The following is a 25,788-nucleotide window of genomic DNA, read 5'->3' as shown; positions in this document are numbered from 1 at the left end:
CCTGAGTGTGAGCTCCATGTCACTCAGAAGCGGCCGCTAAAGTCTTAGTGATCAATCGATGCAGGGGCACCGGATATTGCCATCCCGCAAGCAGCGTTTTTCACGGGCCCCTCAGACGAGGAGTACCAATGACGCTTACAGGACCATCGACGCTCATGGCGGCACCTGAACCCGCCTGGCTGACTCCACAGCAGAATCGTGCCCTGCGGGGGAGTGCGCCGGAGAAGGCTCACCAGCTCGACCTGCGCGAGCTGACAGCGGATGCCTTCGCCGTGAACGGTGATGCAGGCAGAGCCTTGGAGCTGGCCAGGTCGCTTGGCACATCCGTTCCCCGGCCTGGATCCGGTGAAACGCTGCAGTTGTTCGAGGTGTTGGCGTCCCTCGCTGTGGCCGACCTCACCGCTGCCCGCGTGGTTGAGGCGCACCTGGACGCGCTCGCGATCCTCGACCAGGCATCCGTTGCCCCTGCCTCGCTGGTTGGTGGCGATGATGATGCCGCGGAAGCTACATGGGGAGTATTCGCTGCCGAAGGCGCTGGAATGAAACTGATCGCGACTCGCGTCGGAGCGGGAGCGGGCGCAGGCGCCGAGGAACGCTGGCAGCTCCACGGCACCAAGCCGTGGTGCTCACTCGCGGCCTCGCTCAGCCATGCGTTGGTGACCGCCCATACCTCGGACAGCACCCGTCGACTATTTGCCGTTGACCTGCGTGAACCGGGGATCAGCGTGCACACCGACGCATGGGTGAGTCGCGGCCTCTCTGCCGTACCGAGCGGACCCGTCGACTTCAGCGCGGTGTCGGCCATGCCCGTTGGCGACGACGGTTGGTATCTCCAGCGCCCCGGCTTCGCCTGGGGTGGGATCGGGGTGGCGGCCTGCTGGTGGGGCGGGGCCGTTGGCGTTGCCCGGAAGGTCTGGGAGGCGACGCGCGAACGCGAACCAGACCAGCTCGCACTCGCACACCTCGGCGCAATCGACCTGGCGTTGACCGCTTCGGGCGCCTCCCTGGCAAACGCGGCAGCGGCCATCGATGCCGGCGACGCCGTTGGCGAGAATGGCGCCCTGCTTGCAGCCAGGGTGCGCGGCCAGGTCGCCCGCGCTGTGGACGAGGTGCTCGCCCGAACCGGTCACGCACTGGGGCCGACCCCGCTCGCGTTCGACGCCCGGCACGCACAACGTGTTGCTGACCTGCAGCTCTACGTGCGCCAGCACCATGCAGAGCGGGATGACGCGGCACTCGGTCGCCGACTACACGGCCTCGGAGTAACGCCGTGGTGAGCTTCAGCCACATCGAGAGCGGGACGACAGAGCGAGAGTGGGCTGCGTTCCGCTCCAGCGAGGGGACCCCGCTGGCCATCGACGAGTTGCGCCGCCTGGTCGTCGTCGCCGCGCATCCCGACGATGAAACGTTGGGCGCGGGCGGGTTGATCGCGCGAGCTGGGCGAGCCGGCATACCGGTCACTGTCGTGGTCCTCAGCAACGGTGAGGCATCGCATCCCGACTCCACCACGCACGAGCCTGAGCAGCTGGCTGTGCTCCGCCGTGTCGAAGTCACGGCAGCCGTCGCCGCGCTGGCCCCTGAGGCCCAGGTGCGCCTGCTTGACCTCCCCGACGGTGCCCTTGGTCGCCATCGCGCTGAGGCAACGCTGGCCGTTTCCGTCGAAATCGGAGCGGGCGGAGCGGGAACCTGGCTGGTTGCTCCATGGCACAGCGACGAGCATCCGGATCACACAGTGGCGAGCGAGGTAGCGGCAGAGGCGGCCCGTGGTCGCGGCGTCACCCGTTTCGAATACCCGATCTGGGCGTGGCACTGGTCGAAGCCAGGCGACGCGGTCTGGCCGGTCGAGAGGGTGCGCACCCTTGAGCTCTCTCCCGACGATCGCCAACGCAAGGTGCGGGCAATGGCACTGCACACGAGCCAGGTGAATCCGCTCTCGGAGTTGCCCGGCGACGAGCCGATCATTCAGCCGAGCTTCGGCGCCCACTTCGAGCGGGAGTACGAGACCTTCATTCGGATCGACGCCGACGCTGACGATGCCGACGCAGCAGCCCCAGCCGCAATGGATGCCGGAGAGCAGAGCCTGGCCGAGCCGTTCTTCCAGGAGTTTTACGCCGGGAGCCGCGACCCATGGGGGTTCGAGACGCGATGGTACGAGAAGCGGAAGCGAGCTCTCACCATGGCGGCCCTGCCGCGTGAACGCTTCAGCACTGCCCTCGAGCTCGGCTGCTCGATCGGCATGCTCACGGCCGACCTGGCTGGGCGGTGCGACAGCATTACGGCCATCGACATCGCGGAGCAGCCCCTGCAGGTTGCCCGTGCCCGGCTCGCCGGGCACCCCGGCGTCACCTTCGAACGGCGCACCCTGCCTGCAGAATGGCCGGGCGGATCCTTCGATCTCATCGTGGTCTCCGAGGTGGGCTACTACCTCTCAGCGGCCGAGTTGCGTGACCTCCTGGAGCGCTGCCGCAGCAGTCTGGCTGCCGGCGGCGTGCTCGTTGCCTGCCACTGGCGGCATCCGGTTGCCGAGTATCCGTTGACCGGCGACCAGGTCCACGACGAACTCGACGCCATTGTCGGCCTCGAACGCACGGTTCTGCACCGGGAACGCGACTTCATTCTCGAGGTGTTCGAAGCGGCACCGGCACGCTCGGTCGCCCAGCGCGAAGGGCTGGCTCCGTGACCGGCACGAACGCGATTGAGAGGGTCGTTGTCGTCATCCCTGCGCGCAACGAAGACGAGCGACTGCCCAGGTGCCTGGTTGCACTGGCCACGGCGATCGACGAACTGAGAATGACGACCGACCAGCCGACGCCCACCATCGACGTCGTCATTGTGCTTGACCAGTGCACCGACGGCACGGCGGAGGTCGCCGCCGCCTGGCCGGCATTCAGGAGCATTCGCACGCACGAAGGCGCTGTCGGCTCTGCCCGTCGCGCCGGCGTGCGGCATGTGCTGCCGGCGCCCGGCTCCTTCACCTCTTCGACCTGGATCGCCACAACGGATGCCGACTCCGCCGTGCCACCGAACTGGCTGGCCGTGCAGCTCGCGTTCGCGCGCAACGCCGTCGACCTGGTTCTGGGCACGGTGGTGCCCGACGACGAACTGGCGGACGTGGCTAGGGAACGGTGGGACGCGCAGCATCCGCTCATGGAAGGACACAGCCATATTCATGGCGCGAGTCTTGGCGTGCGTGCCGACCGCTATCTGGACGCCGGCGAGTTCGCAGAGGTCGACGAAGACGAAGATGTGCAGCTCGTGTCAGCGCTGCGCAGCCTGAAGGTGAGCGAGATTCGCACGGGTCTCATCCCGGTGCTCACCTCAGGTCGGCTTTCCGGTCGCACCCCGACAGGCTTCGCGGGCTACTTGCGCGAGCACGCGGTCGGCGAGTCCGACGCGGTTGACGCCGAAAACGCGTAGGGCGACGACGTGCGCCACCGTCTGTGTGGCATGAGGTGACGTGACGCGGCGGCGCTACTTGCGCTTTCGCCGCCTGGATGCGGCGGGCTGCGACTGCGCGAACGCCAGCGCCCTGCGCCTCGCCGGCGTGGCGCTACTTGCGCTTTCGGCGCCTGGACGCGGCTGGCTGCGACTGCGGGGGCCTGCTTCCGACGACGGGAGTCGGCTTCGGCGCGCTCTCGGACGCGGCGGGAGCGAGCGGCTTCCGGGGGATCGGGCGCGGTGGGCGCACAGGTTCTCCGCGGCGGTCCTGGCCGGGGATAGGTCGGGAGCGGCGGCCATAGATGACCTCGGAGGAGTCGAGCAGCCACGGTACGAGCGCGATGGTGACACCGTGCACGAGCATCAACTTCTGGCGGATGCGACGTGCCTTGTGGTTGTGCAGCACGCCCTCCCACCAGTGCCCGACGATGAAGATCGGCGTGTAGACCGTGATGACTTCAGAGCCGTGTTCGATGGCCCTGCCCTTGATGTAGGCGATGAGCGGCCAGCTGATGTCGCGGTACGGCGACTGCACGATGCGCAACGGCACCTGGATGTTCTGCTTCACCCAGTCGCGCTTGAGCTGCTTCGTGTCTTCGTCGTCGATGGAGACGTGAACGGCCTCGAGGCTCTCGTGGCGTGCTGCGATGGCGTAGTCGAGCGCCTTCAGCACCGGCTTCTGCATCTTGCCGACGAGCACGATGGCGTGGTCGCCCTGCGAGCCGAAGGTGGTGATCGGGTCGACCTCGATCTCCTTCGAGACATCGCGGTAGTACCGGTTGACGCCCAGCATGAGCACGAAGAGCACCGGCATCATGATGAACACCAGCCACGCACCGTGGGTGAACTTCGTGACGGTCACGACGATGAGCACCACGCCGGTGAAGAGGGCGCCGAACGCGTTGATCGACAGGCTGCCGATGATAGATCCGCGGTTGCTCGGATTGGTGCGCAGCAGTGAGATCCAGTGCTTGACCATGCCGGTCTGGCCGAGCGTGAACGACACGAAAACGCCGATGATGTAGAGCTGGATCAGCACCGTGAGGTTGGCCTGGTACACGATGAGGATGACGCTGGCCGCGAGGGCGAGCAGCAGAACGCCGTTCGAGTAGATGAGGCGGTCGCCGCGGGTGTTCAACGACTTCGGTGCATAGGAATCGCGGGCGAGTACTGAGCCGAGCAGCGGGAATCCGTTGAACGCCGTGTTGGCGGCGAGCAGCAGCACGGCCGCCGTCGCGGCCTGCAGCACGAAGAACAGGATCGAGTTGTTGCCGAATGTCGCCGCGGCGAGTTGGGCGATCAGGCTCCGTTGCGGAGCGGTGGCGCACTCCGTCCAGCCGATGAGGTCACAGGGGTTCTCCGCGTAGTGCACCTGGGAGATGAGCGCGAGGGCAACGAGGCCGATGAACAGTACGACGGCGATGCCGCCCATGAGCACCAGGGTGGCCTGGGCGTTCTTGATCTTCGGACGCTTGAATGCCGGCACACCGTTTGCGATGGCCTCGACGCCGGTGAGCGCGCTGCAACCACTTGCGAACGAGCGGAACAGCAACAGGATGAACGCGGTCTGGGCGAGGCTCTGCGCCTCAACTCCGTAGCCGGCCGACTCTGCGACCGGCGGATCGCCGATCGCGACGCGGAACAGGCCGACACCGACGAGCAGGAATGCGCTGCCGATGAACAGGTAGGTCGGGATGGCGAATGCCGTGCTTGACTCCCGCACACCGCGAAGGTTCGCCGCGGCGAGAATGATGACGAACAGCACGGCGAGTTCGACCCTGAGCGGATCCAGCACGGGGAACGCGGAAATGATGTTGTCCACGCCGCTGGCCACAGAGACGACGACAGTCATCACGTAGTCGACCAGCAGAGCGGATGCCACGACGAGGCCCGCTTTCTCACCCAGGTTCTTCGAGGCAACCTCGTAGTCGCCGCCGCCGGAGGGGTACGCCTTGATCAGCTGTCGGTACGACGCGACGACCACCAGCATCAGCACAACAACGGCCGCCGCAATCCACGGCGCGAAGCTCAGGAAAGCCAGGCCGCCGAGGGTCAGGATCATCAGGAGTTCCTGCGGCGCATAGGCGACACTCGACAGTGCGTCGCTGGCAAAAATGGGAAGTGCAAGTCGCTTGGGAAGCAGCTGGCCTTCGAGATGCTCGCTCGGAAGCGGGTCACCGATGATCCACCGTTTCGGATTGCGAGTCTCTGGTACTGGGGAGTTCCCCTCGTTTGTCACGAGGGACGACATTACTCTGTTGGCACGCGCTGTCAAGTTGATGGGAGGGCGGCGCGCCGCACCACGTCCTGCCTGAAATGCAGACAGGGGTGGCCTCGCTCAGCCGTTAGCGAGGTTGCGCGTTCTGAAGTGCTGATGCGGGGGCCTTTCCGGCATCAGCATCAACCGCTTGAGCGGCACCGATCACGCGCCAGAGCGAGCCGCGCAGGGCGGCCAGTTCGTCGTGGCTCATGCCGAGCTGGTCGATGATACGGGGCGGGATGCTCTCGGCTTCCGCGCGCAGGGCGGCGCCGGTGGGGGTGAGGGAGATGTCGAGCATCCGCTCATCGAGGGAGCTGCGCTGGCGGACGACGAGGCCGGCGACTTCGAGGCGCTTGAGGAGAGGGGAGAGCGTGGCAGGCTCGAGCTGCAGCGCGGCGCCGAGGTTCTTGACCGAGCGGGGGCTCTGTTCCCACAGCGCGAGCATGACCAAATACTGCGGATGCGTGAGGCCGTAGGGCTCGAGGATGGGCCGGTAGACGGCATTGACGCTGCGGGAGGCGATGGCGAGCGCGAAGCAGACCTGCTCCTGGAGCTCGAGCAGGTTCGGCGCTCCTGTCGCTGCGACGGTCGTGCCCCCGGTCGTGTCCCCTGTGGTCTCTCCGGTCGTCATCTGGTGCCTGCCCATTTCGTGGTCACGTGATCCGCTGCGATCATTTGTTTAGTACACTAATGATTATGGCACGAAGTAAAGATCAGGAAGACGGGCGCCGCCGGGCCGGTGGCTTCACGGGCTGGGTCAATCGCACCCTGTTCCCCTGGATCGGACCGCCGCCCCTCGGGCCGTACAACGTTGTTCCCGATGAGGAAGTGCGTGCGGCGAAAGCTGCCTCTGTCTGCCCGATCTGCGGCGAACTCATGAGCGTGCACGAGATCGATCGTTCCGGAGAGCGCACCCAGCTGTACCACCCCACCCCAGAGCAGGCGCGCGAGCGACTGGCTGCGATGGAAGGGCCGGCGACCGCCGAGTAAGCGCTCGCGGCGCCCCTCGCGCTCGCGGCACCCGTCGCGCGGGTCGAGCGCAGCGACGCGGGTGTTGCAACTGCCGCGAACCTGCGTTCAGCCCGCGCGGCGAATGTTCGTACCCAGCCGAGCGAGTCCTCCCGCTACAACGTCGGCGACAAGACGCGCATGCCGGCCATCGGGGTCGAGATCTGGGTCAAAGACCGTGACAGACGCGCCAATCGCTCCAGGAGCGGGCGCCTGGAGAAATGCCGTCAGCTCATCAGCGTCGAACCCGCCGGGATCCGGGCTGTCGACCGCGGGCATGACGCTGGGGTCGAGCACGTCGACATCGACCTGCAGCCAGTAGCTGCTGATACCCGCAACCGCACGCACCGAATCTACGGCCGCGTCCGTACCCAGGCTGAGTGCTTCTGCCGCGGAGAGGACGTGTCCCAACACCAGGCGCGCTTCGGTCACATACTCGTCATTGTCACGACAACCGACGTGCACCGTCTGGGCCGGCGTGAAGTACGGCCCGTGTCCGTCAATGTTCGCGACAGCCGGCCAATGCAGGCCCACGGCGGCAGCGAGGTCTTCGCCTGCGACACTCGCGCACTCGTCGCTGTTGCCAGGGTGACGGAAGTCCGTGTGCCCGTCGATGTGGATGAGGCCGCCCCCGCCACGGCGCGCCATGGCGAGCCCTATCCCCAGGAGGACGCTGCAATCGCCGCCGAGAACCAAGGGCGCGGCACGAGTGTCGAGGATCGCCCCGACACGATCCGCCAACCGCCGAGCGTGATCGATCATCGCGGCCTCGTTGCGCACCTGTCCGACCGGTCGCACAGCATCGTCATCGATGTACATGCCCGCGAGAACCACGCCACCGTCGACCGCGCCCGCAGCCATGAGGCGCGCGAAGAGGCCGGCCTCACGAAGGGCCTCCGGTGCCTTCGAGGTGCCAGGCACGCTCCCAGGTCTGGGCGGTCGGAGGCCCAGATTGCTGGGAGCGGAGAGCAGCGAAATCATGAGCTGAGTCTGGCAGCTGCGTGAATCGATGCGGGAGTTCGTTCTCGGCGAATGTGTGCTGCACTCAGCAGGGGAGTCCTACCGCGTGAGCGACCGCAGGATGCTCGCGCGCACGTTGGCCAGCTCGCCCCGCAACTGCGGCACCAGATCGGCTGACACCGCCGAAATTGAGGCCTGCGTGCGGAGGTCAGTGCGCAGCTGCTGACGGAATTCGTTCAGCACCATGTCCGCCTCGCGGAGCGCGCGAGTCGATTCCATGTGCGCCGCTGACTGGGTGTCGGTCGGCGCCGATTCCTCCTTGGCCTGCCGGGCCGCAGAGGCCAGGTCTGCCCGCAGGCTCTTCATGGCTGCGTTGACCCCGGAGCGCACTTCGTCAGCCAGTCGACGCACGGAGTCCGTCATGTCGTTCTCGATGGCGGTGAGCTCGTCCTGGCGGGCGGCGAGTTCTGAGCGCCCGGCATCCGTGATCTCGTAGACGGTCTTGCGGCCGTCAGAGGACTTGGTGACGAGACCCTCTTCCTCCAACTTGCTGAGGCGCGGGTAGATCGTGCCGGCGCTCGGGCTGTACGTGCCGCCGAAACGCTCGCTCAGCGCCTGGATCAGCTCGTAGCCGTGGCGAGGTTGCTCGGCGAGCAGGCTCAGGATGTACAGGCGCAGGCTGCCGTGGGAAAAAACCGGGGGAGTCATTCTGGGTCCTCCGTTTTCGGAGTGGTGCCGGTGAAGGGGGCGCTGGTTGCGGCATCCGCTGCGCTGCGCACGACGGAGATGTCGCCGGACACCGAGTTGGCGTGCAGCTCGAGCCACGAGCCGCTCAGGTCGCCGGTGCTGGAGTCGTACCCCTTGCCGAGTGTGCCCTTGATGGTGGTGTTGTCGAGCTGCAGCGTGCCTGAGACGGTGTTCAGCCGGTAGCGCGTGGCGACGTCGGCGCCGAGGCGCACGGTGAGGCTGCCGCTGACCGTGTTCGTGTTGATGAGGTCAGGGATGCCGGCAATGTCGAGGTACACATGGCCCGCGACGCTGTCGACGCTGAACCGGTCGATGAAGCCGCTGGCCGTCACGTCGCCTGACACAGTGTGGGCGTTGATCTGGCCGGTGTGATTGCGCACGGAGAACTCACCGTTGACGCCGTTGAGTTCGAGGTCGCCCGTCACATCGTCGACGACGATGTCGCCGGAGACTGTACTGAGCTTCGCGTCGTTCCGCAGGCCGGAGACCAGGGCCTCCGCCGAGATGACGCCGAATTTCATCGACACATCCCGCGGGACCATGATGCTGATGTCGGCCTTGGCATTGCCCCGGAATGAGGCGAACACCTCAAGGAAGTTGTCCCAGCGCAACTGCGGGTGATCGATCTCGAGGGTGTCGCCATCCATGGAGATCTTGAGGTCCTTGCCGGAGACGCTGTGCACTTCGATGCGTGCGCCCGGGTCATCGTGGCCGATCACGTCGACCTTGCCGCCGATGAGTCCGACCTTCAGGCGGCGGACCATATCAACGTCGATGACCTTGCTCTGGCCGGGGCTGACCAGCCATTTTTCTAGTGACATGCGGTGTTCTCCTTGCGTGGGAGCATCCGTCTTGGTCTCGATGTAGTGCTGTCGTGAGCGGATGCCGTGACTCGTCTATTCGCGATATATCGCGTTCTTGTTAACTCAAGATATATCGCGTTTACGCTTTCCGCAAGGGGCAGGTGATTTCGGTGTTCGGGGCCGCTGCCTGGGCGGTGGCGCTAGATTCGAGCTGTGTCCGAGCCTGAACCCATCGAGCTGCTGAAGCAGCTCATTGCCATCGACTCCGTCAACCCCGACCTCGTGCCGGGCGGTGCAGGTGAGGCGGCGATTGCTGCGTGGTGCGCCGCCTGGCTGGGCGAGCACGGGTTCGACGTGCATGTGCTGGAGGAGCGCCCGGGGCGACCGTCGGTCGTCGGCATTGCGCACGGGTCGGGCGGCGGCCGCTCGCTCATGCTGAACGGACATCTCGACACCGTGGGAATCGCCACCTACGGGAGCGCCGAGCCGGATGCGCCGACGTCGTCGCCATCGTTGCCGTTCGCGGCGGTCGAACGCGACGGTGCCATCTACGGGCGCGGGGCATTCGACATGAAGGGCGGGCTGGCCGCGATCATGGTCGCTGCGAGCCGCGCTGCCGCCTCCGGCCTGGCCGGGGACGTGCTGGTCGCACTCGTCGCCGATGAAGAATTCGGCAGCCTCGGCACCGAGGAAGTCCTGCGCCGATTCAGTGCAGACGCGGCCATCGTTGCCGAGCCGACCGAGGGTGAGCTGGTCGTCGCGCACCGCGGGTTCGCCTGGTTCGAGCTTGAGCTGTTCGGCCGCGCCTCCCACGGGTCGCTGCCGGAGCAGGGCGTCGACGCGATCGCCCATGCCGGCCTGGTGCTGCACCGACTCGACGACCTACGGCAGCGTATCGAGGCGCGCGCGCCGCATCCGCTGCTCGGGCATGGCACCGTGCGGGTGTCCACGATCTGTGGGGGAACGGATGCCGCAACTGTCGCGCCCTCCTGCACCCTCACGCTTGAGCGGCGCACGTTACCGGGCGAGCACCCTGACGCCACCGAAGCCGAGCTCCGAGCCGTGCTTGACCACCTGGCGCAGACCATGCCCGACTTCCGGTACCAGCTGACCAGAACCGTTGCCCGCGGTGCATTCGAGGCCGACCCGGAGTGGCCGATCGTTCAGGTGCTCAGCGCGAATGCTGAGCGGGTGTTCGGGCGTCCGGTGCCGCGTCGCGGCGAGCCGTTCTGGACGGATGCCGGTCTCATCCAGGACGCCGGCATCCCCTGTCTGTTGCTTGGCGTCGACGGGGGCGGCGCACACGCCGACCTGGAGTGGGTGAGCGCGGCATCCGTTCTGCAGCTCACCGATGTGCTCGACGGCACGATCCGGGAGTTCTGCGGCTGAGCCTTGACATTGACGCGGCGTCAAGTTCTAGCGTGGAGCACAGGTCGCACATCGGCGGCTGACCGACGCAGCAATGCGGCGAGAACGAGCGGGAGCATCCGTGGAGTGGTCGATTCAGGAAATTGCGAAACTCGCGCACACGACGAGTCGCACACTGCGTCACTACGGTGACGTCGGGTTGCTGCCACCGCGTCGCATCGGCAGCAACGGCTATCGCTACTACGACGAGGCGTCCGTCGTGCGGCTGCAGCGCATCTTGATGCTGCGCGACCTGGGGCTGGGGCTGCCGGCCATCGCTGAGGTGTTTGAGCGAGACGACGGCGCGCCGCGAAGCGAGCAGCGCGCGCTGCAGGCCCATCTCGAGTGGCTGACGCAGGAGCAGGAACGGCTGGCCAGGCAGATCCGGTCGGTCGAACGAACGATTGAGACATTGGAAGAGGGTACACAGATCATGGCTGAGAACATGTTCGACGGATTCGACCACACGGTCTATCTCGAGGAAGTCGAGGAACGCTGGGGAGCGGCTGCCTATGCCACGGGCGATTCGTGGTGGCGCAGCATGAGCGCAGAGGAGAAGGCTGCCTGGCGGGAGCGCCAGGGCGTGCTGGCCGGCGACTGGGTACATGCCGGCCAGACCGGCATCACGCCGGACAGCGCAGAGGCACAGGCGCTCGCCGCACGTCAGTTCGACTGGCTGCGCGGCATTCCCGGCACGCCGGGCGCGGGAGCGGATGGCCCGACGAAGGAGTACTTCGTCGGCCTCGGCGACATGTACGTCGCCGACGAGCGCTTCGCCGCAACCTACGGTGGCGTGGACGGAGCATCGTTCGTGCGCGATGCGATGCGGGTCTACGCGGAGCGGAACCTGTAGGTGTTGCGTCCGTGACCATCTCGTTCAACTGGGCGCGGGATAATCCGTCTGGCGCGGGGTAAATCGCGCGCCAGGCGGGATTTCGGGCGCTGCTTGCACGGTGGTTCGGGGAGCGCGTCGCCTGATTTCGAGACGCTCGCTGGCGCTCGCTCCTCAATCAGCGGATGGCTGGCTCAGAATCAGCGGATGAGGACTCAGCCGCTGGCTCGCCCGCCGTGCCGCATCTGGTCATAGGCGGCCAGCGCCTCGCGGCGGGTCACGCCGAGGTCGACGATGGGCTCAGGACGAAGCTCATCGGTCGGAATCCAGCGGTCGATGTATTCGTGTCTTGGATCGAACTTGGATGCCTGCAGAACCGGGTTGAAGACACGGAAGTAGGGGGCGGCATCCGCCCCGCTGCCCGCCACCCACTGCCAGTTGCCGGGGTTGCTGGCTTCGTCGGCGTCGACCAGGGTGTCCCAGAACCACTGCTCGCCGATGCGCCAGTCGACCAGCAGGTTCTTGATGAGGAAGCTTGCGGCCACCATGCGCACCCGGTTGTGCATGTAGCCGGTGTGCCAGAGCTCCCGCATGCCGGCGTCAACCAGGGGGATGCCGGTCTGGCCCTGCTGCCACGCGGCGAGTTCGCCGGGGTTCGGTTCGTTCCACGGGAAGGTGTCGAACTCCGGGCGGAAGTTCTCGCTCGCCAGCCCCGGCGCATGAAAGAGGATGTTCCAGTTGAACTCACGCCAGCCGATCTCGCTGAGGAAATGGGCGGCGTTCGCCTGGGCTTCCGGCGAGAGCGTGGCCGCCGCCTCACCCTGCACGGCATGCCAGACCTGGAAGGGACTCACCTCGCCGAACCGCAGGTGCGGACTCAGGAACGACGTCGCGGCAACGGCCGGTTCGTCCCTGCGGTGATAGTCGGCCAGGGCGCCGGCGGCAAAACGGGCAACGGATGCCTGGCCAGCGGCTTCTCCTGGCGTCCACCTGTCCCGAAGTCCCGCTGCCCAGTCCGGGCGCTGGGGCAGCAGGGCCCAGCTGTCGAGGTCGTCGCTGGCGACCGCAGTCGCGGACGCGCCGTCGCTGGCGGTCGCGGAGGAACCGCCGTTGGATGAGCCGGGGAGGCCATGGCCGGGAAAGTCGCCAGCGGTCGGGGCAGGCAATGGGTTACGCGGCGCCGGGAGTGCCCGCGCTGCCTTCCAAAACGGAGTGAACACGCGAAACGGCGTTCCGGTTGCGGTTGTCACGGTCCACGGCTCGAACAGGAGGTTCGCCTGGAAGCTCTCGACCAGAACACCGGACTGGCGGAGCGACGCCTTCAGCGCGGCGTCGATGTCGCGAGCAGCGCCGTAACGGCGGTTCCAGAACACGGCGGCGGCATCCGTTTCGGCAACGAGCCTGCTGATTTCGGCGATCGCCGGCCCGCGGCGAAGCACGAGCCGACTGCCCAACTCGCGAAGCTGCTGCGACAGTGCGGCCAGGCTGTGGTGCAGCCACCAGCGGCTCGCTCCTCCCAATGGGCGGATGCCGTCGCTCTCGTCATCGAGCACGTACACGACGATCGTGGGCGCGCCTCGGCGCAGCGCGGCGGTCAGCGCGGGGTTGTCGGCCAGGCGCAGGTCGTCACGCAACCAGACGATGGAGGGCTTGTCGCTCATTTACTCATCAGGCGCGGTCGTCGAGTTGCTCACGGACTGTGCCGGCGATGCGGGAGAGCGCAATTCCGAGGTTGCGTTGCTGCGTGGTGCTCAGCGGGTCGAACACAAGCTCGCGCACGCGATTCACATGGCCGGGAGCGCTCGCCACGACCTTCTGCAGCCCGGTTTCGGTCAGCGTGGCGAGTGTGTATCGCCCGTTGTCCGGATCGGGGTGACGGGTGACCCAACCGCGTTGCTCGAAGCGGACCATGAGCTTCGATAACCGGGGCAGGCTGCTATCGCACTGAGCGGCCAGGTCGCTGAGGCGAAGGGTGAGGTCAGGGGCCATGGAGAGGCGCGCGAGAACGCTGTATTCGTAGTTCGTCGTTTCGGCGTCGCGTTCCAGCTGCCGATCGAGCAGCGCCGGCAGTGCGATCACGATGGTGCGCAGGTCTTGCCACACCGCCTGCTGGTGCTCGTCGAGCCATAACGGCGAATCGGTCATGACACCAAAGCATACCCCCGGTCGTGCCGGCTTGACTTGCCCAGGCAACTCAGGCAGAGTCTTCTCAGTTGCCTAGGCAAGTCCCGGTGCAGCATTCGGTTCTCATTCAGTGGGAACGCAAACGACAAAACCATGAGGAGAGTCCTGTGAAGGCAATTCGTTACCACCAGTTCGGCGGTACAGAGGTTCTGCGCGCAGAGGAGGTCGAACGCCCAGTGCCCGGCCCCGGCCAGGTGCTGGTGAAGGTGGCGGCAACCTCGTTCAATCCGGTGGACGACCACATCCGTCTGGGCGTGCTCGCCGAAGCGATCCCGACCGCGCTGCCGATCACCCCGGGCCTCGACGTTGCCGGCACGATCGTCGAACTGGGTGAGGGTGTCACCGGGGTGCAGGTTGATGACCACGTCATTGGGATGTTCCCGTTGAACGAGCACGGCGGTGCCGCTGAGTACGCGGTCATCGCAGCCGAGTTTGTCGCCATTGCACCCCGCTCGCTGCCGCTGGCCGATGCCGCGGCACTGCCGCTGACCGGGCTGGCGGCACGACAGGCCGCCGTCGAGCTGGCAAACGTGCAGGTAGGGCAGAGCGTTCTGGTCAACGGCGCTGGCGGCGCAGTAGGCAGCATCGTCGTGCAACTCGCCGCAGACATCGGCGCGACAGTGACCGCGGTCGACGGGCCGCAGCATGCCGACCGTCTGCTCTCGTACGGGGCATCGGCTGTTGTCGGCCCGCTGGATCTTGACGCGGGGCCATCGGTAATCGGCGGTCCATTTGACGTCGTGATCAACCACGTCCGTCTCGACGCGGAGGGTCTGGCGAAACTGACGTCCTACGTCGCGGACGGCGGTATTGCGGTCAGCTCCGCTGGAGCCGTGCCAGCCGACGACGAACGCTCCGTGCGCACGGCGAGTGTGTGGGTGGCCCCAAACGGCTCCCACCTGGCCGACCTGGTGTCCCGCCTGGATCAGGGCCGGATCACGCTCAACATCGCCGACCGCCGACCACTGCACGACCTGCGTGCCGTTCACGAAGACGCCGCAAGCGGCACGCTCCTTGGCAAGACGGTCCTGACCGTTAGCTAGCGGACTGCGGTCAGCTCGCGAACAGCGGAGGATGGCCCTGCGGAACGCGCAGCGTCATCCTCCGTCTGAACGTCGGCTCACGGGGTTTCGAGACGGCCGCGAGCGGCCTCCTCAACCACCGGAGGGACGGTCTCTGATTCGAGCGTCGGCACGACTGCCGGCCGCTTGATCGCGAAGAACGGGATCGTCCAGTTGCAGAGCGGTCCGACCAGCACGGCGAACAGCACCGTACCCACGCCGACGTTGCCGCCGAGCACCCAGCCGATGGCGAGCACGGTCACCTCGATGCCGGTGCGCACGATCCAGATCGGCCACCCCGTGCGTCGGTGCAGCCCGGTCATCAGGCCGTCCCGTGGGCCAGGGCCGAAGTGGGCACCAATGTAAAGGCCGGTCGCGATAGCCAGCACGAGCAGCCCGGCCGCGAACAGCAGGATGCGGGCCCACAGGTCGAGATCGGCCGGGATCAACGCGAGTCCGACATCCGCTGACGGGCCGACCAGGAGTGCGTTCAAGATGGTGCCGACGCCTGGCTTTTGCCGAAGCGGGATCCAGAACAGCAGCACCACGCCGCTCAGAATCACGGTGATGAGACCGAAGCCGAGGTGGGTGTGGTTGTCGACGCCCTGGGTGAGCACGTCCCACGGGGCAACGCCGATGGCGCCGCGCACGATCAGGGCGATGCCCATTCCGTACAAGAAGAGGCCAATGAGAAGCTGAGTGAGGCGGCGGGTCATAAAAACCAATCCAATTGCATCCAGGGCCTGTAATCAAGAAGCCAATCTGCCTATAGTGGCCTCATGGCTGACAACCAATTGAGTGCACGTGCCCTCGAGTCCCTGCTTGGCGACTGGCGCGGTGGTGCCGGAAGCGCCTACCTCGCGCTGTTCGATCGCATCAGGGTGCTGGCGCTCGATGGCCGAATCCCGAGCGACAGCAGACTGCCAGCCGAACGCGAGCTCAGTGCGCGCCTCAGACTCAGTCGCACCACCGTCACCGCGGCCTATCGCCAGCTGCGCGAGGCCGGGTACCTGGTCAGCCAGCGCGGCTCCGGCAGTCTCGTCACCCTGCCGAGCGGTCCGGTCGCGCTCACGCCGGTCGCCTCGGCCGGCGTCCTCGATTTCGGCAAGGCCGCCATGTCGGCGCTGCCTCGACTAGCGGATGCCGCTGCGCTCGCCGTCGGCGACCTGCCGCACCATCTCGCGGGGTCGGGCTTCGACCCGGTCGGTGTCCCAGAGCTGAGGGCCGCGATCGCCGACCGATACACGGCGAGAGGGCTGCCCACCGACCCGCAGCAGATCATGGTCACCATCGGCGCGCAGCACGCCATCGCGCTGCTCGCGCATGTGCTGTTGAACCGTGGAGACCGGGCGCTCATCGAGATGCCGACCTATCCGCACGCCTATGAAGCCCTGCGCGAGGCCGGTGCACGCCTGGTTCCGGTGAGCGTCTCTCCGGCGATGCCGGGCGAGGACCCGTCGGTTGCCGGCTGGGATGAGGCCGGGTTGCTCCAGGCCATGGCGCGCAGCAACCCCGCGATCGGGTACCTGATGCCCGACTTCCACAATCCCACCGGGCGTTCGATGCCCGTTGAGCAGCGGGAACGCGTGCTCGCCGCTGCAGCACGGCAGGGCACCGTACTCATTGTCGACGAGACCATCGCCGAGCTGAACATCGACAGGGCTGAGCACTACCTGCCGTTCGCCGCCTACGGCCAGCAGGGCACGCAGAGCTCTGTGGTGTCTGTCGGGTCGGTCGGCAAGACGGTGTGGGGCGGGTTGCGCGTCGGCTGGATCCGGGCGGAGCGCCCGCTCATCAACAAGCTCGTCGCCGCCCGCTCTGCGCGGGATCTCGGCACCCCGATCCTCGACCAGCTCATCGTCGCTCGGCTGCTGGACGACATGCCATCGATCCTTGCTGAGCGCGCCAGTTCCCTGCGCGTCGGCCGAGACCACCTGGTCACCGCGCTCGCAGAGCGGTTCCCCGACTGGCATGTGCCCCACGTCGACGGTGGCATCACCACGTGGGTCAACCTCGGCAGCCCGGTCAGTTCGCAACTGTCGCTGGCCGCGCGCAGCCAGGGCCTCGTGATCCCGGCCGGACCGCGGTTCGGCATCGATGGCGCCTTCGAACGGTTCATCCGCATCCCGTTTTGCTACAGCACCGACGAGATCGACAGGGGTGTCGGGGCGCTTGGTCGCGCCTGGGACTCGCTGCTCCGGCATCCGGTGCCTGAATCTGACTATCTGGCCGACGTCGTCTAGCTGCTGGCCTTGGTCGCCTGAGCTCTCCAGGGCGCTGGCACCAACACCAGGCGACCTGCTCCGCTCCAAAACAGGGGAACTGCCGAGAGTCCTCGAGCGAGCAATATCCGCCCTGACATACTGAGCGAGTGCATTTCCTCGCGGTCTTGAGCATGAAGAACCGGGCGCTGATCGCCCTCATCACGGTCGTTGCGGCCATTTTCGGGACGCTGGCGCTGACCAGCCTGAAGCAAGAGCTCATTCCCTCGCTTCAGTTGCCGCAGCTGGTCATCTCGACGAGTTACCCAGGCGCGTCGCCTGAGGTGGTCAACGACGATGTGTCGACGCCCATCGAAACGGCGATCCAGGGCATCGCCGGGCTTGAGTCCACCTCGACGACGAGCAGCACAGACGCGTCACTCATCACCGCGACCTTCACGTACGGCACCGACCTTGTGAAGGCCGAGTCGAAGATCACCCAGGCGATCAACCGGATCAAGTCCACGCTGCCAGACGACATCGATCCCCAGATCATCAGCGGCACCGTCGATGACTTCCCTGTACTCCTGCTGGCGGTGACCGGCGGTGACAGCACCACGATCGCTGATGAGTTGAAGCGCAGCGTCCTCGGGGACATTCGCGATGTGTCTGGCGTGCGAGACGCAGCCCTCGTTGGTGACATCGGCCAGCGGGTGACCATTACACCGGATGTCGCGGCGCTGGCCGCACGCGGCCTCAGCACACAGTCCATCAGTACTGCGCTGCAGCAGAACGGATCGCTGCTCCCGGCCGGCTCGATCACCGAGGGGGACAAGACGCTGTCGGTGCAGGTCGGCAACAAGCTGACCTCCGTCGACCAGATCGCGGCCTTGCCTGTGCTGGCGAGCTCGAGCGGCTCAGCGGCCGGAACGGGAGCGGGGACGGGATCTGGCGCGGGGTCAGGCGCGGCCAGCGGCTCCGGATCAGGCAACGGCAACGGCAATGGCAACGGCACCGGTACAGGAACCGGCGCGGCAACCGTCGTTCCCCCGGCAGGGCAGGTCGTGACGATTGGCGATGTTGCTACCGTCGCCCTGGCTGAGAACCCCGTCACCAGCATCTCGCGGGTGAATGGCGAACCGGCGCTGACGGTATCGGTCACGAAGGTGCCCGCGGCCAACACCGTCGACGTCTCGCAGGCGGTGCGCGACATCCTGCCCACGCTGGAGGACGCCGTTCCAGGCGCCACGTTCACCATCGTGTTCGACCAGGCGCCGTTCATCCAGCAGTCCATCGACGCGCTCACGCAGGAAGGGCTGCTCGGCCTGGTCTTCGCCGTGCTCGTCATCCTGGTGTTCCTGCTTTCGGTGCGGGCCACACTCGTGACGGCGATCTCCATCCCAACCTCGGTGCTCATCACCTTCATCGGGCTGCAGAGCGTGGGCTACTCGCTCAACATCCTGACCCTTGGCGCCCTGACCATTGCCATCGGCCGTGTCGTCGACGACTCCATCGTGGTCATCGAGAACATCAAGCGGCATCTGGTCGCCGGGGTCGACAAGGCAGCGACCATCGTCGAAGCCGTGCGTGAGGTCGCCGGGGCGATCACGGCATCGACCATCACGACTGTCACGGTGTTCCTGCCGATCTCGTTCGTCGGCGGATCAACGGGTGAGCTGTTCCGGCCGTTCGCCCTCACCGTGACCATCGCGCTGCTCGCCTCCCTGCTGGTGTCGCTGACGATCGTGCCGGTGCTCGCGTACTGGTTCCTGAAGGCACCGGCGCCGCGGAAGGTCGCCGTGGCGGAGACGGAGACGGAGGAACAGAACGGTGCAGACGTTGCCGACGTGATGAGCGCCGCTGGCCCGACTCTCACGTCCAGCGCGCCAACCGCCACCGGTCCAACTACCGCCCCCACCGCAACTGCCACCGCGGTCCTCGACGGAACCCCACCCCCGCCCCGCAGTCGCCACGCGGCGCCGCCCGTCATCGAGCCAGACGAACTCGAGCACCCAGGCCGACTGCAGCAGGGTTACCTGCCGATCATCCACTGGACCCTCAAGCACTCCATCGCCACGCTGCTGCTGGCTGTTCTGGTGCTCGCCGGCACCGTGGCGATGCTGCCGCTCATGAAGGTGAACTTCCTCGGGTCCACCGGCCAGGACACGTTCCGCGTGACCCAGACCCTGCCGGTTGGAACCAGCCTGGCCGCGATGGATGCGGCATCCGCTTCGGTTGAGCAGACAATCCGCGACACCGACGGTGTCGAGATCGTGCAACTCACCATCGGTGGCAGCAGCTTTGCGGCGGCGTTCGGCGGCGGCGCACCGACGTCGAGCACCGTCACGTACTCGGTGACGACAGCAGACGGAGCGAACCCCGATGCCGTGCAGGACGACGTGCGCGCCGAGCTATCCACCATCACGGATGCCGGCGTCGTGTCGGTCGCCTCGTCTGGCGGGTTTGGCGGGTCGTCCGACATCGAGGTCGACATCACGGCCTTGACGGATGCCGACCTGCAGAAGGCTGCGGACGACATCCTGGCCAAGGTCAAGGACCTCAGTGCGATCAAGGAGAGCAGCAGCAACCTGGCCGCGTCGCGTCCGTACATCGCCGTCACCGTGAACCTCGATGCGGCAGCGGATGCCGGCCTCAGCGAACTCGCACTCGGCGGCCTCGTTTCGCAGGCCATGCAGCCGACCACCATCGGATCGATCGTGATCGACAACACCACGCTGTCGGTGTACCTGCAGTCTGCGACGCCGCCGATGACCGTGGACGAGCTCTCGAACCTGCAGATTCCGACCCTGGCAGGCGCGGTTCCCCTCAGCTCGCTGGCCACCGTGGCCCAAGTCGACGGACCATCCACGATCACCACGACGAAGGGCCTCCGCACCGCAACAGTGTCGGCAACTCCTTCGGCTGACGACCTCGGAACGGCCAACAGCCAGGTCGCCGGCGTTCTCGCAGACACGCAGCTCCCGGCCGGCGCGACCGCGACAATCGGCGGCGTCACCAGCGACCAGACGGATGCCTTCCAACAGCTCGGAATCGCCATGCTGGTGGCCATCCTGATCGTCTACATCGTGATGGTCGCGACGTTCAGGTCGCTTCTGCAGCCGTTGCTCCTGCTGGTCTCGATCCCGTTTGCGGCCACCGGCGCCATTGCGCTGCAGGTGATCACCGGCATCCCGCTCGGCGTCCCGTCGCTGATCGGCGTGCTGATGCTGATCGGCATCGTGGTCACGAATGCCATCGTGCTCGTCGACCTGGTGAACCAATACCGGCGAAAGGGCATGAGCGTGCACGACGCCCTGGTGTACGGTGCCTCCCGCCGGCTTCGTCCCATCCTCATGACGGCCCTGGCAACAATTTTCGCCTTGCTGCCGATGGCCGCCGGACTCACCGGTCACGGTGGATTCATCTCCCAGCCGCTGGCACTCGTCGTGATCGGCGGTCTGGTGTCGTCCACCGTGCTGACCCTCATCGTGCTGCCGGTGCTCTACTCAGTCGTGGAGGGAACCCGGGAGCGGAGGCGCGTTGCGCGTGCAGAGCGTCGCGACGCGGCAAGCACAGGCGACGCGGCGACCGTACGCGACGCGGCACGTGCAGGCGACGTGAGCACCGGCACCGAGTAGCCCCTCTCCGCTGGTTGAGGAGCGCCCGAGGAACGAGGCCGCGTCTCGAAACCTCCGCAGCCCATCGCGTCGCGAAAACAGGATGAATCGGCCACGTGTCGTCGAATACAGGACGGATCGCGCTCTCTTGCGGCGGTCTTCCGGTATTCGCGACGCCCGGGTTCACACGGCCAGCGATTAGGATCGGCGGATGGCTACTCCCGACTTCGTCCTCGACCTCCGGCAGTCAATCGGCACAGCCCCGCTCTGGCTGTCCGGCGTGACAGCAGTGGTGCTCCGCGACGACGAGGTCCTGCTCGTGCGCCGCGCCGACAACGGCGCATGGACCCCGGTCACCGGAATCATTGATCCAGGCGAAGAGCCGGCGGATGCCGCGGTGCGCGAGATTCTCGAGGAAGCCGACGTCGTCGCATCCGTTGAACGCCTGGTCTGGGTGCACGTGCTCGAGCCTCTGACCTATGACAACGGCGACCAGGCCCAGTATCTCGACCTCGTCTTCCGGTGCCGGTGGGAGAGTGGCACGCCGTTCCCGGCCGACGGTGAGAACACCGAAGCCGCCTGGTTCCCGCTCGACGCCCTGCCGGAGTTGCGGGGCAGTCACGCCGAGCGCATCCGCAGGGCCGTGGCAGCGGATGCCGCAACCGACGCCCACTTCGAAGGCGGACTTCCCGTCAGGGTGTGAGCCCCGGAGGGCGTCGCGCGCTCAGCTGGGCGACGCGGCGAGAAATGCGATCGCGGCCGGCGCGAGATCTCCGATCTCAGTCTCTTCGAGCTCGGCGTTCTCATCGACGGGGATGGATACCCAGTCGTTGAACGGATGCTGCTGCCCCGACGGGTCCCACAGCTCGGCACCGCGCAGGCCAAGAGCCTGCTGGTGCGCCGGGCTGCCGGCACCCAGCTTCAAGGCAATGGCATCTCTGTGCAGGCAGGCAAACGCCTTGCCCTGCAGCGTGAGCGCCCTGGCGCCGAAGAGATGGCCGGCGGAAGCTCCGGCTTCTGCCAGCTCAGAACTGAGGTCTGCGAACACGGTTTCGGCGCTCATAGCCCGATCGTATGGCATCAGCCGGTCGAGGAACCGAAATTATCCAGCCGGCATCACGGGCGGTTGTGCCGTCCCGGCTGTCTGACGCAGTCCAGTATCGGCGGCATGCACGATGCTGTCCGTCACGGCAGCCAGCAGGGTGGAGTGCAGGCGCCAGTGCTGCAGGTAGAGCGGAACATAGACCGCTTCGCCCGGATCGAGGTCCACCAGCTCGCCAGCGCGTTCCGCCGAGTGGACCTGCGCGTCGGGAAGCATGCCCCAGCCGAGTCCCAGCCGAACGGCGCTCGCAAACTCCGACGACGCCGGGATGTAGTGCCGGGGCGGCGCAGCGTTCGGGCCGGCACGCCGCCGCAGGTAGGTGTCCTGGAGGTCGTCGCTGCGGTCGTAGATGATGACGGGGGCCGCGGCGAGGGCCTCGGCGGTGACGCCGTGCGGAAACCAGGTTGCGGCGAATTCGGGACTCGCGAACGGCCGATATCTCATCTGGCCGAGTGGTCGAACCGTGCAACCCTGGACCGGCTCAGCCACGGAGGTGATGGCCGCCATCACCGTTCCGTCGCGCAGGCGTGCCGTGGATCGGTCCTGGTCTTCCCTGAACACTTCGAAGCACACGCCGAGTGCGGCCGGCAGCGCGGCCAGTGCCGGCAATGCCCAGGTGGCCAGTGAATCAGAGTTGATGACGATCGGGATGCTGACATAGCGCTCGGGGGCCACCGGTATCGCTTCCGCGCCGCGAGACGAGTCACTGGCGCCGAGTTCGAGTAGCGCGTCACCTTCGAGAAGCACGATCTGGCGCGCCAGCCGCAGGATCGTTGCACCAGACGTTGTTGGCTGCACAGGCTTCGTCCGCTGCACGAGAACGCGGCCGACAGCCTGTTCCAAGGCCTTCATCCGCTGGCTGATCGCAGATGGGGTCACCCTGAGGATGCGCGCGGCCGCCTCAAACGTGCCGTGGTCGATGATGGCGATGAACGCCCGGAGCTGATCCAACTGCAGGTCCATGATTAGCAATTCTAATGTTGCGTGAAAAAGATGAGCTGGAATGTATTCGACTCTCGCCGTAACGTGAAACGGTGCAGCTCTCCGCCCCAGAATTTTCATCCGTCCTCGCCGGTCTCGGCCTCGGCCTGTCGCTCATCATCGCGATCGGGGCGCAGAACGCATTTGTGCTGCGCCAGGGCATCCGCCGTGAACATGTCTTCGCGGTTGTTGCCATCTGCGCGCTCTCGGATGCGGTGTTGATCCTGCTCGGCATCACGGGAATCGGGTTCGTGGTGGAGCGCCTGCCGGTCGTGCTCGAACTCATCCGCTATCTGGGTGCGGCCTTCCTGCTCGGCTACGGCGTGCTGGCCGCCAGACGGGCGTTCAGGCCGCAGGCCCTGAATGCCGATGCCAGCCTCAACCGGGTGTCGCTCCGCACGGCCGTCCTCACGGTGCTTGCCCTCACCTGGCTGAACCCCCATGTCTATCTCGACACCATCCTGCTACTTGGATCGGTGGCCAACACCCACGGCGATCCAGGCCGCTGGTACTTCGGTGCCGGGGCCGTGGTGGCAAGCATCGTGTGGTTCACCACTCTGGGCTACGGTGCCCGGCTCCTCGGCCCACTCTTTGCCCGCCCCATTGCCTGGCGCATCCTCGATGGCGCGATCGCCCTCACCATGTTTGTGCTCGGCATGAAGCTACTTCTCGGCTGGTAGCTGCCCGTTCGCCGCAGCAAGGTCATTCGAGCGGATGACGAGGGTGCGACCCCCGGCCGATGCCGACGAACGCACACCTTTCTAGTGTCGGAAGTGCGTCAGATTCATTGACAGACGCACCCCGACCGGAATTGAACCTGCCATGGAACTGCTCTCAGACTTCTTACTCTCCGCCGCAAGCTCACCGTGGGTCTATCTCGTCGTATTCGCAAGCGTGGTCATTGATGGATTCTTCCCTCCGATTCCCAGCGAGAGCGTGGTTGTCGTTGCTGCAGCGCTCGGGGTGAGCACCGGCACCCCGAGCCCGATCGTTATCGTGCTGCTCGCCGCTCTCGGTGCAGCCGCCGGTGACAACATCGCGTACTGGCTTGGACGCACGATTGGAGCGCACAGATTTCGCTGGATGCGGCATCCGCGCTCTGTCGCAGCCTTCGACAAGGCCGCCCGCGGACTGGCCCGTCGTCCTGCCAGCGTGCTGCTCGTCGCCCGGTACATTCCGGTCGGTCGCGTCGCGGTGAACATGGCGGCGGGAGCGACCGGCTTTTCCTATCGTCGTTTCTGGCCGCTGACCATTCTGGCCGGTGGGTGCTGGGCGGTGTACTCAGTGCTCATCGGCATGCTCGCGGGTCACTGGGTGAAGGACCAGCCGCTGCTTGGCGCTGCAATCGGCGTTGTACTGGCGCTCGCGCTGGGTGTGCTGGTCGACCGGGTGGTGATGGTTCGAACAAAGCGCCGTGACGCAGGCGCCTCCATGGCGACGGTGGTGTCAGAGTCGGCGGCGTCCCGCAGCGAGACTGAGGTCAACCGCCGACGGTGATTCCGCGTGCGGCCATGAACGGCAGCGAGTCGACTCGATCACCGTTGATGCGCACCTCGTAGTGAAGGTGGCAGCCGGTGGATGCTCCGGTGCTGCCGACTCCGGCAATCACCTGCCCCGCGATTACCGAGTCGCCGACTGCCACGAGTTGGGATCCGCTCAGGATGTGCGCGTAGCCGGTCTCAATGCCGTTACCGTGGTTGATCAGGATCCAGTTGCCGTACGTTCCGAGCGTGGTCACTTCTTCAACGACACCGGATGTTGCCGCGTAGATCCCTGCCCCACAATTGGCTCCGATGTCGGTCCCGTAGTGGAATGCGCCGACATCGGGTAGCGGGCGGTCTGGTCGCGGTCCGAAGCCGTCGCTGAGGTTGCCGACTGCCGGGTTCGCCCAGCCTTGCGCGCTGAGCTGGCCGGAGTCCTGGGGGACGATGGGACGAGTCAGTGGCGGCAGCACAGGCAGTGGCGCCGCATTCAGCTCGGCGCTCATGGTCGTTTGCAGGCTGGCCAGCTTTGCAGTCGCCTGGTCAAAACGGGCCTTCGCTGCGCCCAGTGCGTCCTTGGCGGTCTGGAGATCGACGCCGTTCAGCGGGCCGTCGGTGTTGGTCTCGCGTGCACGAAGCTGCTCAGCGGCCGCCGCATCGGCGGAAACGCGTTCCTTGATCTTGTCGAGGCTCGCAGACAAGCGAGCCAACGAGTCGATAGTGCCGAGCTGGGAGAGCAGGTCGGCTCCGGCATCCCCGCTCAGCAGTACCGCCGCGGCGCCGGCCGCCGGATCCTGCTGCATCATGGCGCGAACTATGCCGGCCAGGAGTCGCTTGGAGGTATCGGCCCTCAGCTCGGCCTCTGCCAGCATCGTGTGCATCGCGCCAGCCTGGGCGCCGGCCGCGTCAAAGTCGGCCTGAGCGGAAGCGAACGCGAGCTTGGCTGCGTCGTAAGCGACGGATGCCCGTGCAACGGTCGCCTGTGCTGCCGTGATGGCGGCCAGCTGGGCCGCCTGCGACCTGGTCCTGGCCGACGCTGATGTCGCGTACGCGGACGATCGCGGCGTCACCGTCGGGGGAGCGACAGGAGCGCTGCCACCCACAGCGGGAGCTGGTGCCGGCGCGGGAGCCGGCGTAGTCGGTGTGGGTGTGGGCGTCGGCGTCGGTGTTGCTGTGGCCGTCGGGTCAGACGTGGGTGTGGGTGTGGGTGTCGGTGTGGGCGTCGGTGTTGCCGTCCCAGTGGGCGTCGGCGTCGGGGTTGCCGTCCCAATGGGCGTCGGCGTCGGGGTTGCTGTCGGCATGTCCGTGGGTGGCGCCGTCGGATCCGGGGTGGCAGACGGGGCGGGCGTCTCGGTCGGTGTCGGCTCCGCTGTCGGCTCGGGCGTCGGAGTAGCGGTGGCTGACTCCTCTGGAATCGGTGCCGGATCTGTCGGCGCCTCTGACTCGACGCTGGGAGGTGTGGACTCCGGTGCGGGGGCTGGCGCAGGCTCGGCCGCTGCCGACTCAATCGGCTCTGGTGCGGGCTCGGCTGTCGGCGTCGGCATGGGGGTCGGCGTTGGCGTGGAGGTCGGCGTCGGCGTCGGAGTGACTGCGAGAACGGCCGCGGCAGCGGATGCCGTCGGCGCCGAGAACGAATCCAGAGCCACCGCTCCTATCAGCGACGCGACCGCCAACGGGACTATTGCCAGCCGGGACACAGCTCGCCT

The 25,788-nt window shown here is 66.6% G+C and carries 23 protein-coding genes; 12 read left to right on the top strand and 11 right to left on the bottom strand.

Translation table 11 applies throughout. The features are described 5' to 3' along the window. Positions 1-128 precede the first annotated feature (128 nt). From AC25Z0_RS09980 to AC25Z0_RS09970, 3 genes are read left to right on the top strand one after another with little or no spacing between them, the layout of a single operon-like run. The gene (locus AC25Z0_RS09980; protein ID WP_488133072.1) at positions 129-1,277 is read left to right on the top strand and encodes an acyl-CoA dehydrogenase family protein; all 1,149 of its coding nucleotides are present in this window, start codon (positions 129-131) and stop codon (positions 1,275-1,277) included. Next, complete coding sequence (locus tag AC25Z0_RS09975) at positions 1,271-2,680, top strand: PIG-L family deacetylase (RefSeq protein ID WP_488133071.1); 1,410 nt, start codon at positions 1,271-1,273, stop codon at positions 2,678-2,680. Before AC25Z0_RS09980 ends, AC25Z0_RS09975 begins: the two co-directional genes overlap by 7 nt. Then, on the top strand, positions 2,677-3,417 hold the full coding sequence (locus tag AC25Z0_RS09970; protein WP_488133070.1) for a glycosyltransferase family 2 protein: 741 nt from the start codon (positions 2,677-2,679) through the stop codon (positions 3,415-3,417). Before AC25Z0_RS09975 ends, AC25Z0_RS09970 begins: the two co-directional genes overlap by 4 nt. Positions 3,418-3,550: 133 nt before the next feature. Here the strand turns inward: AC25Z0_RS09970 and AC25Z0_RS09965 are convergent, their stop codons facing one another. Then, positions 3,551-5,689: an APC family permease gene (locus AC25Z0_RS09965; protein WP_488133069.1), complete on the bottom strand. Its 2,139-nt coding sequence runs from the start codon at positions 5,687-5,689 to the stop codon at positions 3,551-3,553. Positions 5,690-5,783: 94 nt separating this feature from the next. Further along, entirely contained in the window at positions 5,784-6,329 is a 546-nt protein-coding gene (locus AC25Z0_RS09960; protein ID WP_488133068.1) for a MarR family winged helix-turn-helix transcriptional regulator, read from the bottom strand. Between the two features lie 65 nt (positions 6,330-6,394). Between AC25Z0_RS09960 and AC25Z0_RS09955 the strand changes: the two genes are divergently transcribed. Then, entirely contained in the window at positions 6,395-6,688 is a 294-nt protein-coding gene (locus AC25Z0_RS09955; protein ID WP_488120352.1) for a hypothetical protein, read from the top strand. 87 nt (positions 6,689-6,775) lie between these two features. Here AC25Z0_RS09955 and AC25Z0_RS09950 read toward each other — a convergent pair whose 3' ends face one another. The 3 genes from AC25Z0_RS09950 to AC25Z0_RS09940 form a co-directional block, all read right to left on the bottom strand. Then, the gene (locus AC25Z0_RS09950; RefSeq protein WP_488133067.1) at positions 6,776-7,687 is read right to left on the bottom strand and encodes an arginase family protein; all 912 of its coding nucleotides are present in this window, start codon (positions 7,685-7,687) and stop codon (positions 6,776-6,778) included. A 78-nt stretch (positions 7,688-7,765) separates the two neighbouring features. Then, positions 7,766-8,374, bottom strand: a complete 609-nt coding sequence (locus AC25Z0_RS09945; protein WP_488120354.1) for a PadR family transcriptional regulator — start codon at positions 8,372-8,374, stop codon at positions 7,766-7,768. Beyond that, on the bottom strand, positions 8,371-9,234 hold the full coding sequence (locus AC25Z0_RS09940; RefSeq protein WP_488133066.1) for a DUF4097 family beta strand repeat-containing protein: 864 nt from the start codon (positions 9,232-9,234) through the stop codon (positions 8,371-8,373). The genes AC25Z0_RS09945 and AC25Z0_RS09940 overlap by 4 nt, the downstream gene beginning before the upstream one ends. A 195-nt stretch (positions 9,235-9,429) precedes the next feature. Here AC25Z0_RS09940 and AC25Z0_RS09935 point away from each other — a divergent pair, with 195 nt between their 5' ends. Together AC25Z0_RS09935 and AC25Z0_RS09930 are read left to right on the top strand one after the other, a co-directional pair. Beyond that, positions 9,430-10,605 carry a M20/M25/M40 family metallo-hydrolase gene (locus AC25Z0_RS09935; protein WP_488133065.1) on the top strand — a complete coding sequence of 392 codons (1,176 nt, stop codon included), beginning with the start codon at positions 9,430-9,432 and terminating at the stop codon, positions 10,603-10,605. 73 nt (positions 10,606-10,678) lie between these two features. Then, the gene (locus AC25Z0_RS09930) at positions 10,679-11,476 is read left to right on the top strand and encodes a MerR family transcriptional regulator (RefSeq protein WP_488133064.1); all 798 of its coding nucleotides are present in this window, start codon (positions 10,679-10,681) and stop codon (positions 11,474-11,476) included. 194 nt (positions 11,477-11,670) lie between these two features. On the opposite strand, the gene AC25Z0_RS09925 is transcribed toward AC25Z0_RS09930, so the two are convergent. Beyond that, positions 11,671-13,116 carry a cryptochrome/photolyase family protein gene (locus AC25Z0_RS09925; protein ID WP_488133063.1) on the bottom strand — a complete coding sequence of 482 codons (1,446 nt, stop codon included), beginning with the start codon at positions 13,114-13,116 and terminating at the stop codon, positions 11,671-11,673. Between the two features lie 7 nt (positions 13,117-13,123). Further along, positions 13,124-13,600 (bottom strand): MarR family winged helix-turn-helix transcriptional regulator, encoded by a 477-nt coding sequence (locus AC25Z0_RS09920; protein WP_488133062.1) that lies wholly within the window; start codon positions 13,598-13,600, stop codon positions 13,124-13,126. A gap of 146 nt (positions 13,601-13,746) precedes the next feature. Here AC25Z0_RS09920 and AC25Z0_RS09915 point away from each other — a divergent pair, with 146 nt between their 5' ends. Beyond that, positions 13,747-14,682: an NADP-dependent oxidoreductase gene (locus tag AC25Z0_RS09915; protein WP_488133061.1), complete on the top strand. Its 936-nt coding sequence runs from the start codon at positions 13,747-13,749 to the stop codon at positions 14,680-14,682. A gap of 77 nt (positions 14,683-14,759) precedes the next feature. Here the strand turns inward: AC25Z0_RS09915 and yczE are convergent, their stop codons facing one another. Further along, entirely contained in the window at positions 14,760-15,416 is a 657-nt protein-coding gene (yczE, locus tag AC25Z0_RS09910) for a membrane protein YczE (RefSeq protein ID WP_488133060.1), read from the bottom strand. Positions 15,417-15,479: 63 nt separating this feature from the next. Between yczE and yczR the strand changes: the two genes are divergently transcribed. The 3 genes from yczR (at position 15,480) to AC25Z0_RS09895 (ending at position 21,221) form a co-directional block, all read left to right on the top strand. Continuing rightward, positions 15,480-16,943, top strand: coding sequence for a MocR-like transcription factor YczR (gene yczR / locus AC25Z0_RS09905; RefSeq protein ID WP_488133059.1), 1,464 nt, complete (start codon positions 15,480-15,482; stop codon positions 16,941-16,943). A gap of 128 nt (positions 16,944-17,071) precedes the next feature. Further along, entirely contained in the window at positions 17,072-20,539 is a 3,468-nt protein-coding gene (locus AC25Z0_RS09900) for an efflux RND transporter permease subunit (RefSeq protein WP_488133058.1), read from the top strand. A gap of 190 nt (positions 20,540-20,729) precedes the next feature. Continuing rightward, positions 20,730-21,221, top strand: coding sequence for an NUDIX hydrolase (locus tag AC25Z0_RS09895; protein ID WP_488133057.1), 492 nt, complete (start codon positions 20,730-20,732; stop codon positions 21,219-21,221). Between the two features lie 21 nt (positions 21,222-21,242). On the opposite strand, the gene AC25Z0_RS09890 is transcribed toward AC25Z0_RS09895, so the two are convergent. Continuing rightward, positions 21,243-21,581, bottom strand: coding sequence for a hypothetical protein (locus AC25Z0_RS09890; RefSeq protein WP_488133056.1), 339 nt, complete (start codon positions 21,579-21,581; stop codon positions 21,243-21,245). Positions 21,582-21,620: 39 nt separating this feature from the next. Beyond that, on the bottom strand, positions 21,621-22,583 hold the full coding sequence (locus AC25Z0_RS09885) for a LysR family transcriptional regulator ArgP (RefSeq protein ID WP_488133055.1): 963 nt from the start codon (positions 22,581-22,583) through the stop codon (positions 21,621-21,623). Between the two features lie 71 nt (positions 22,584-22,654). On the opposite strand from AC25Z0_RS09885, the gene AC25Z0_RS09880 reads away from it, so the two are divergent. Next, positions 22,655-23,281 (top strand): LysE/ArgO family amino acid transporter, encoded by a 627-nt coding sequence (locus AC25Z0_RS09880; protein ID WP_488133054.1) that lies wholly within the window; start codon positions 22,655-22,657, stop codon positions 23,279-23,281. A 142-nt stretch (positions 23,282-23,423) separates the two neighbouring features. Continuing rightward, positions 23,424-24,098, top strand: coding sequence for a DedA family protein (locus AC25Z0_RS09875; RefSeq protein WP_488133053.1), 675 nt, complete (start codon positions 23,424-23,426; stop codon positions 24,096-24,098). Here the strand turns inward: AC25Z0_RS09875 and AC25Z0_RS09870 are convergent. Further along, positions 24,082-25,728: a M23 family metallopeptidase gene (locus AC25Z0_RS09870; RefSeq protein ID WP_488133052.1), complete on the bottom strand. Its 1,647-nt coding sequence runs from the start codon at positions 25,726-25,728 to the stop codon at positions 24,082-24,084. The two genes, AC25Z0_RS09875 and AC25Z0_RS09870, sit on opposite strands and share 17 nt — an antisense overlap. Positions 25,729-25,788: the final 60 nt, after the last annotated feature.

The sequence above is a fragment of the Leifsonia sp. Y862 genome (genome assembly GCF_057669585.1).
This window is presented reverse-complemented; position numbering and strand designations above follow the sequence as displayed.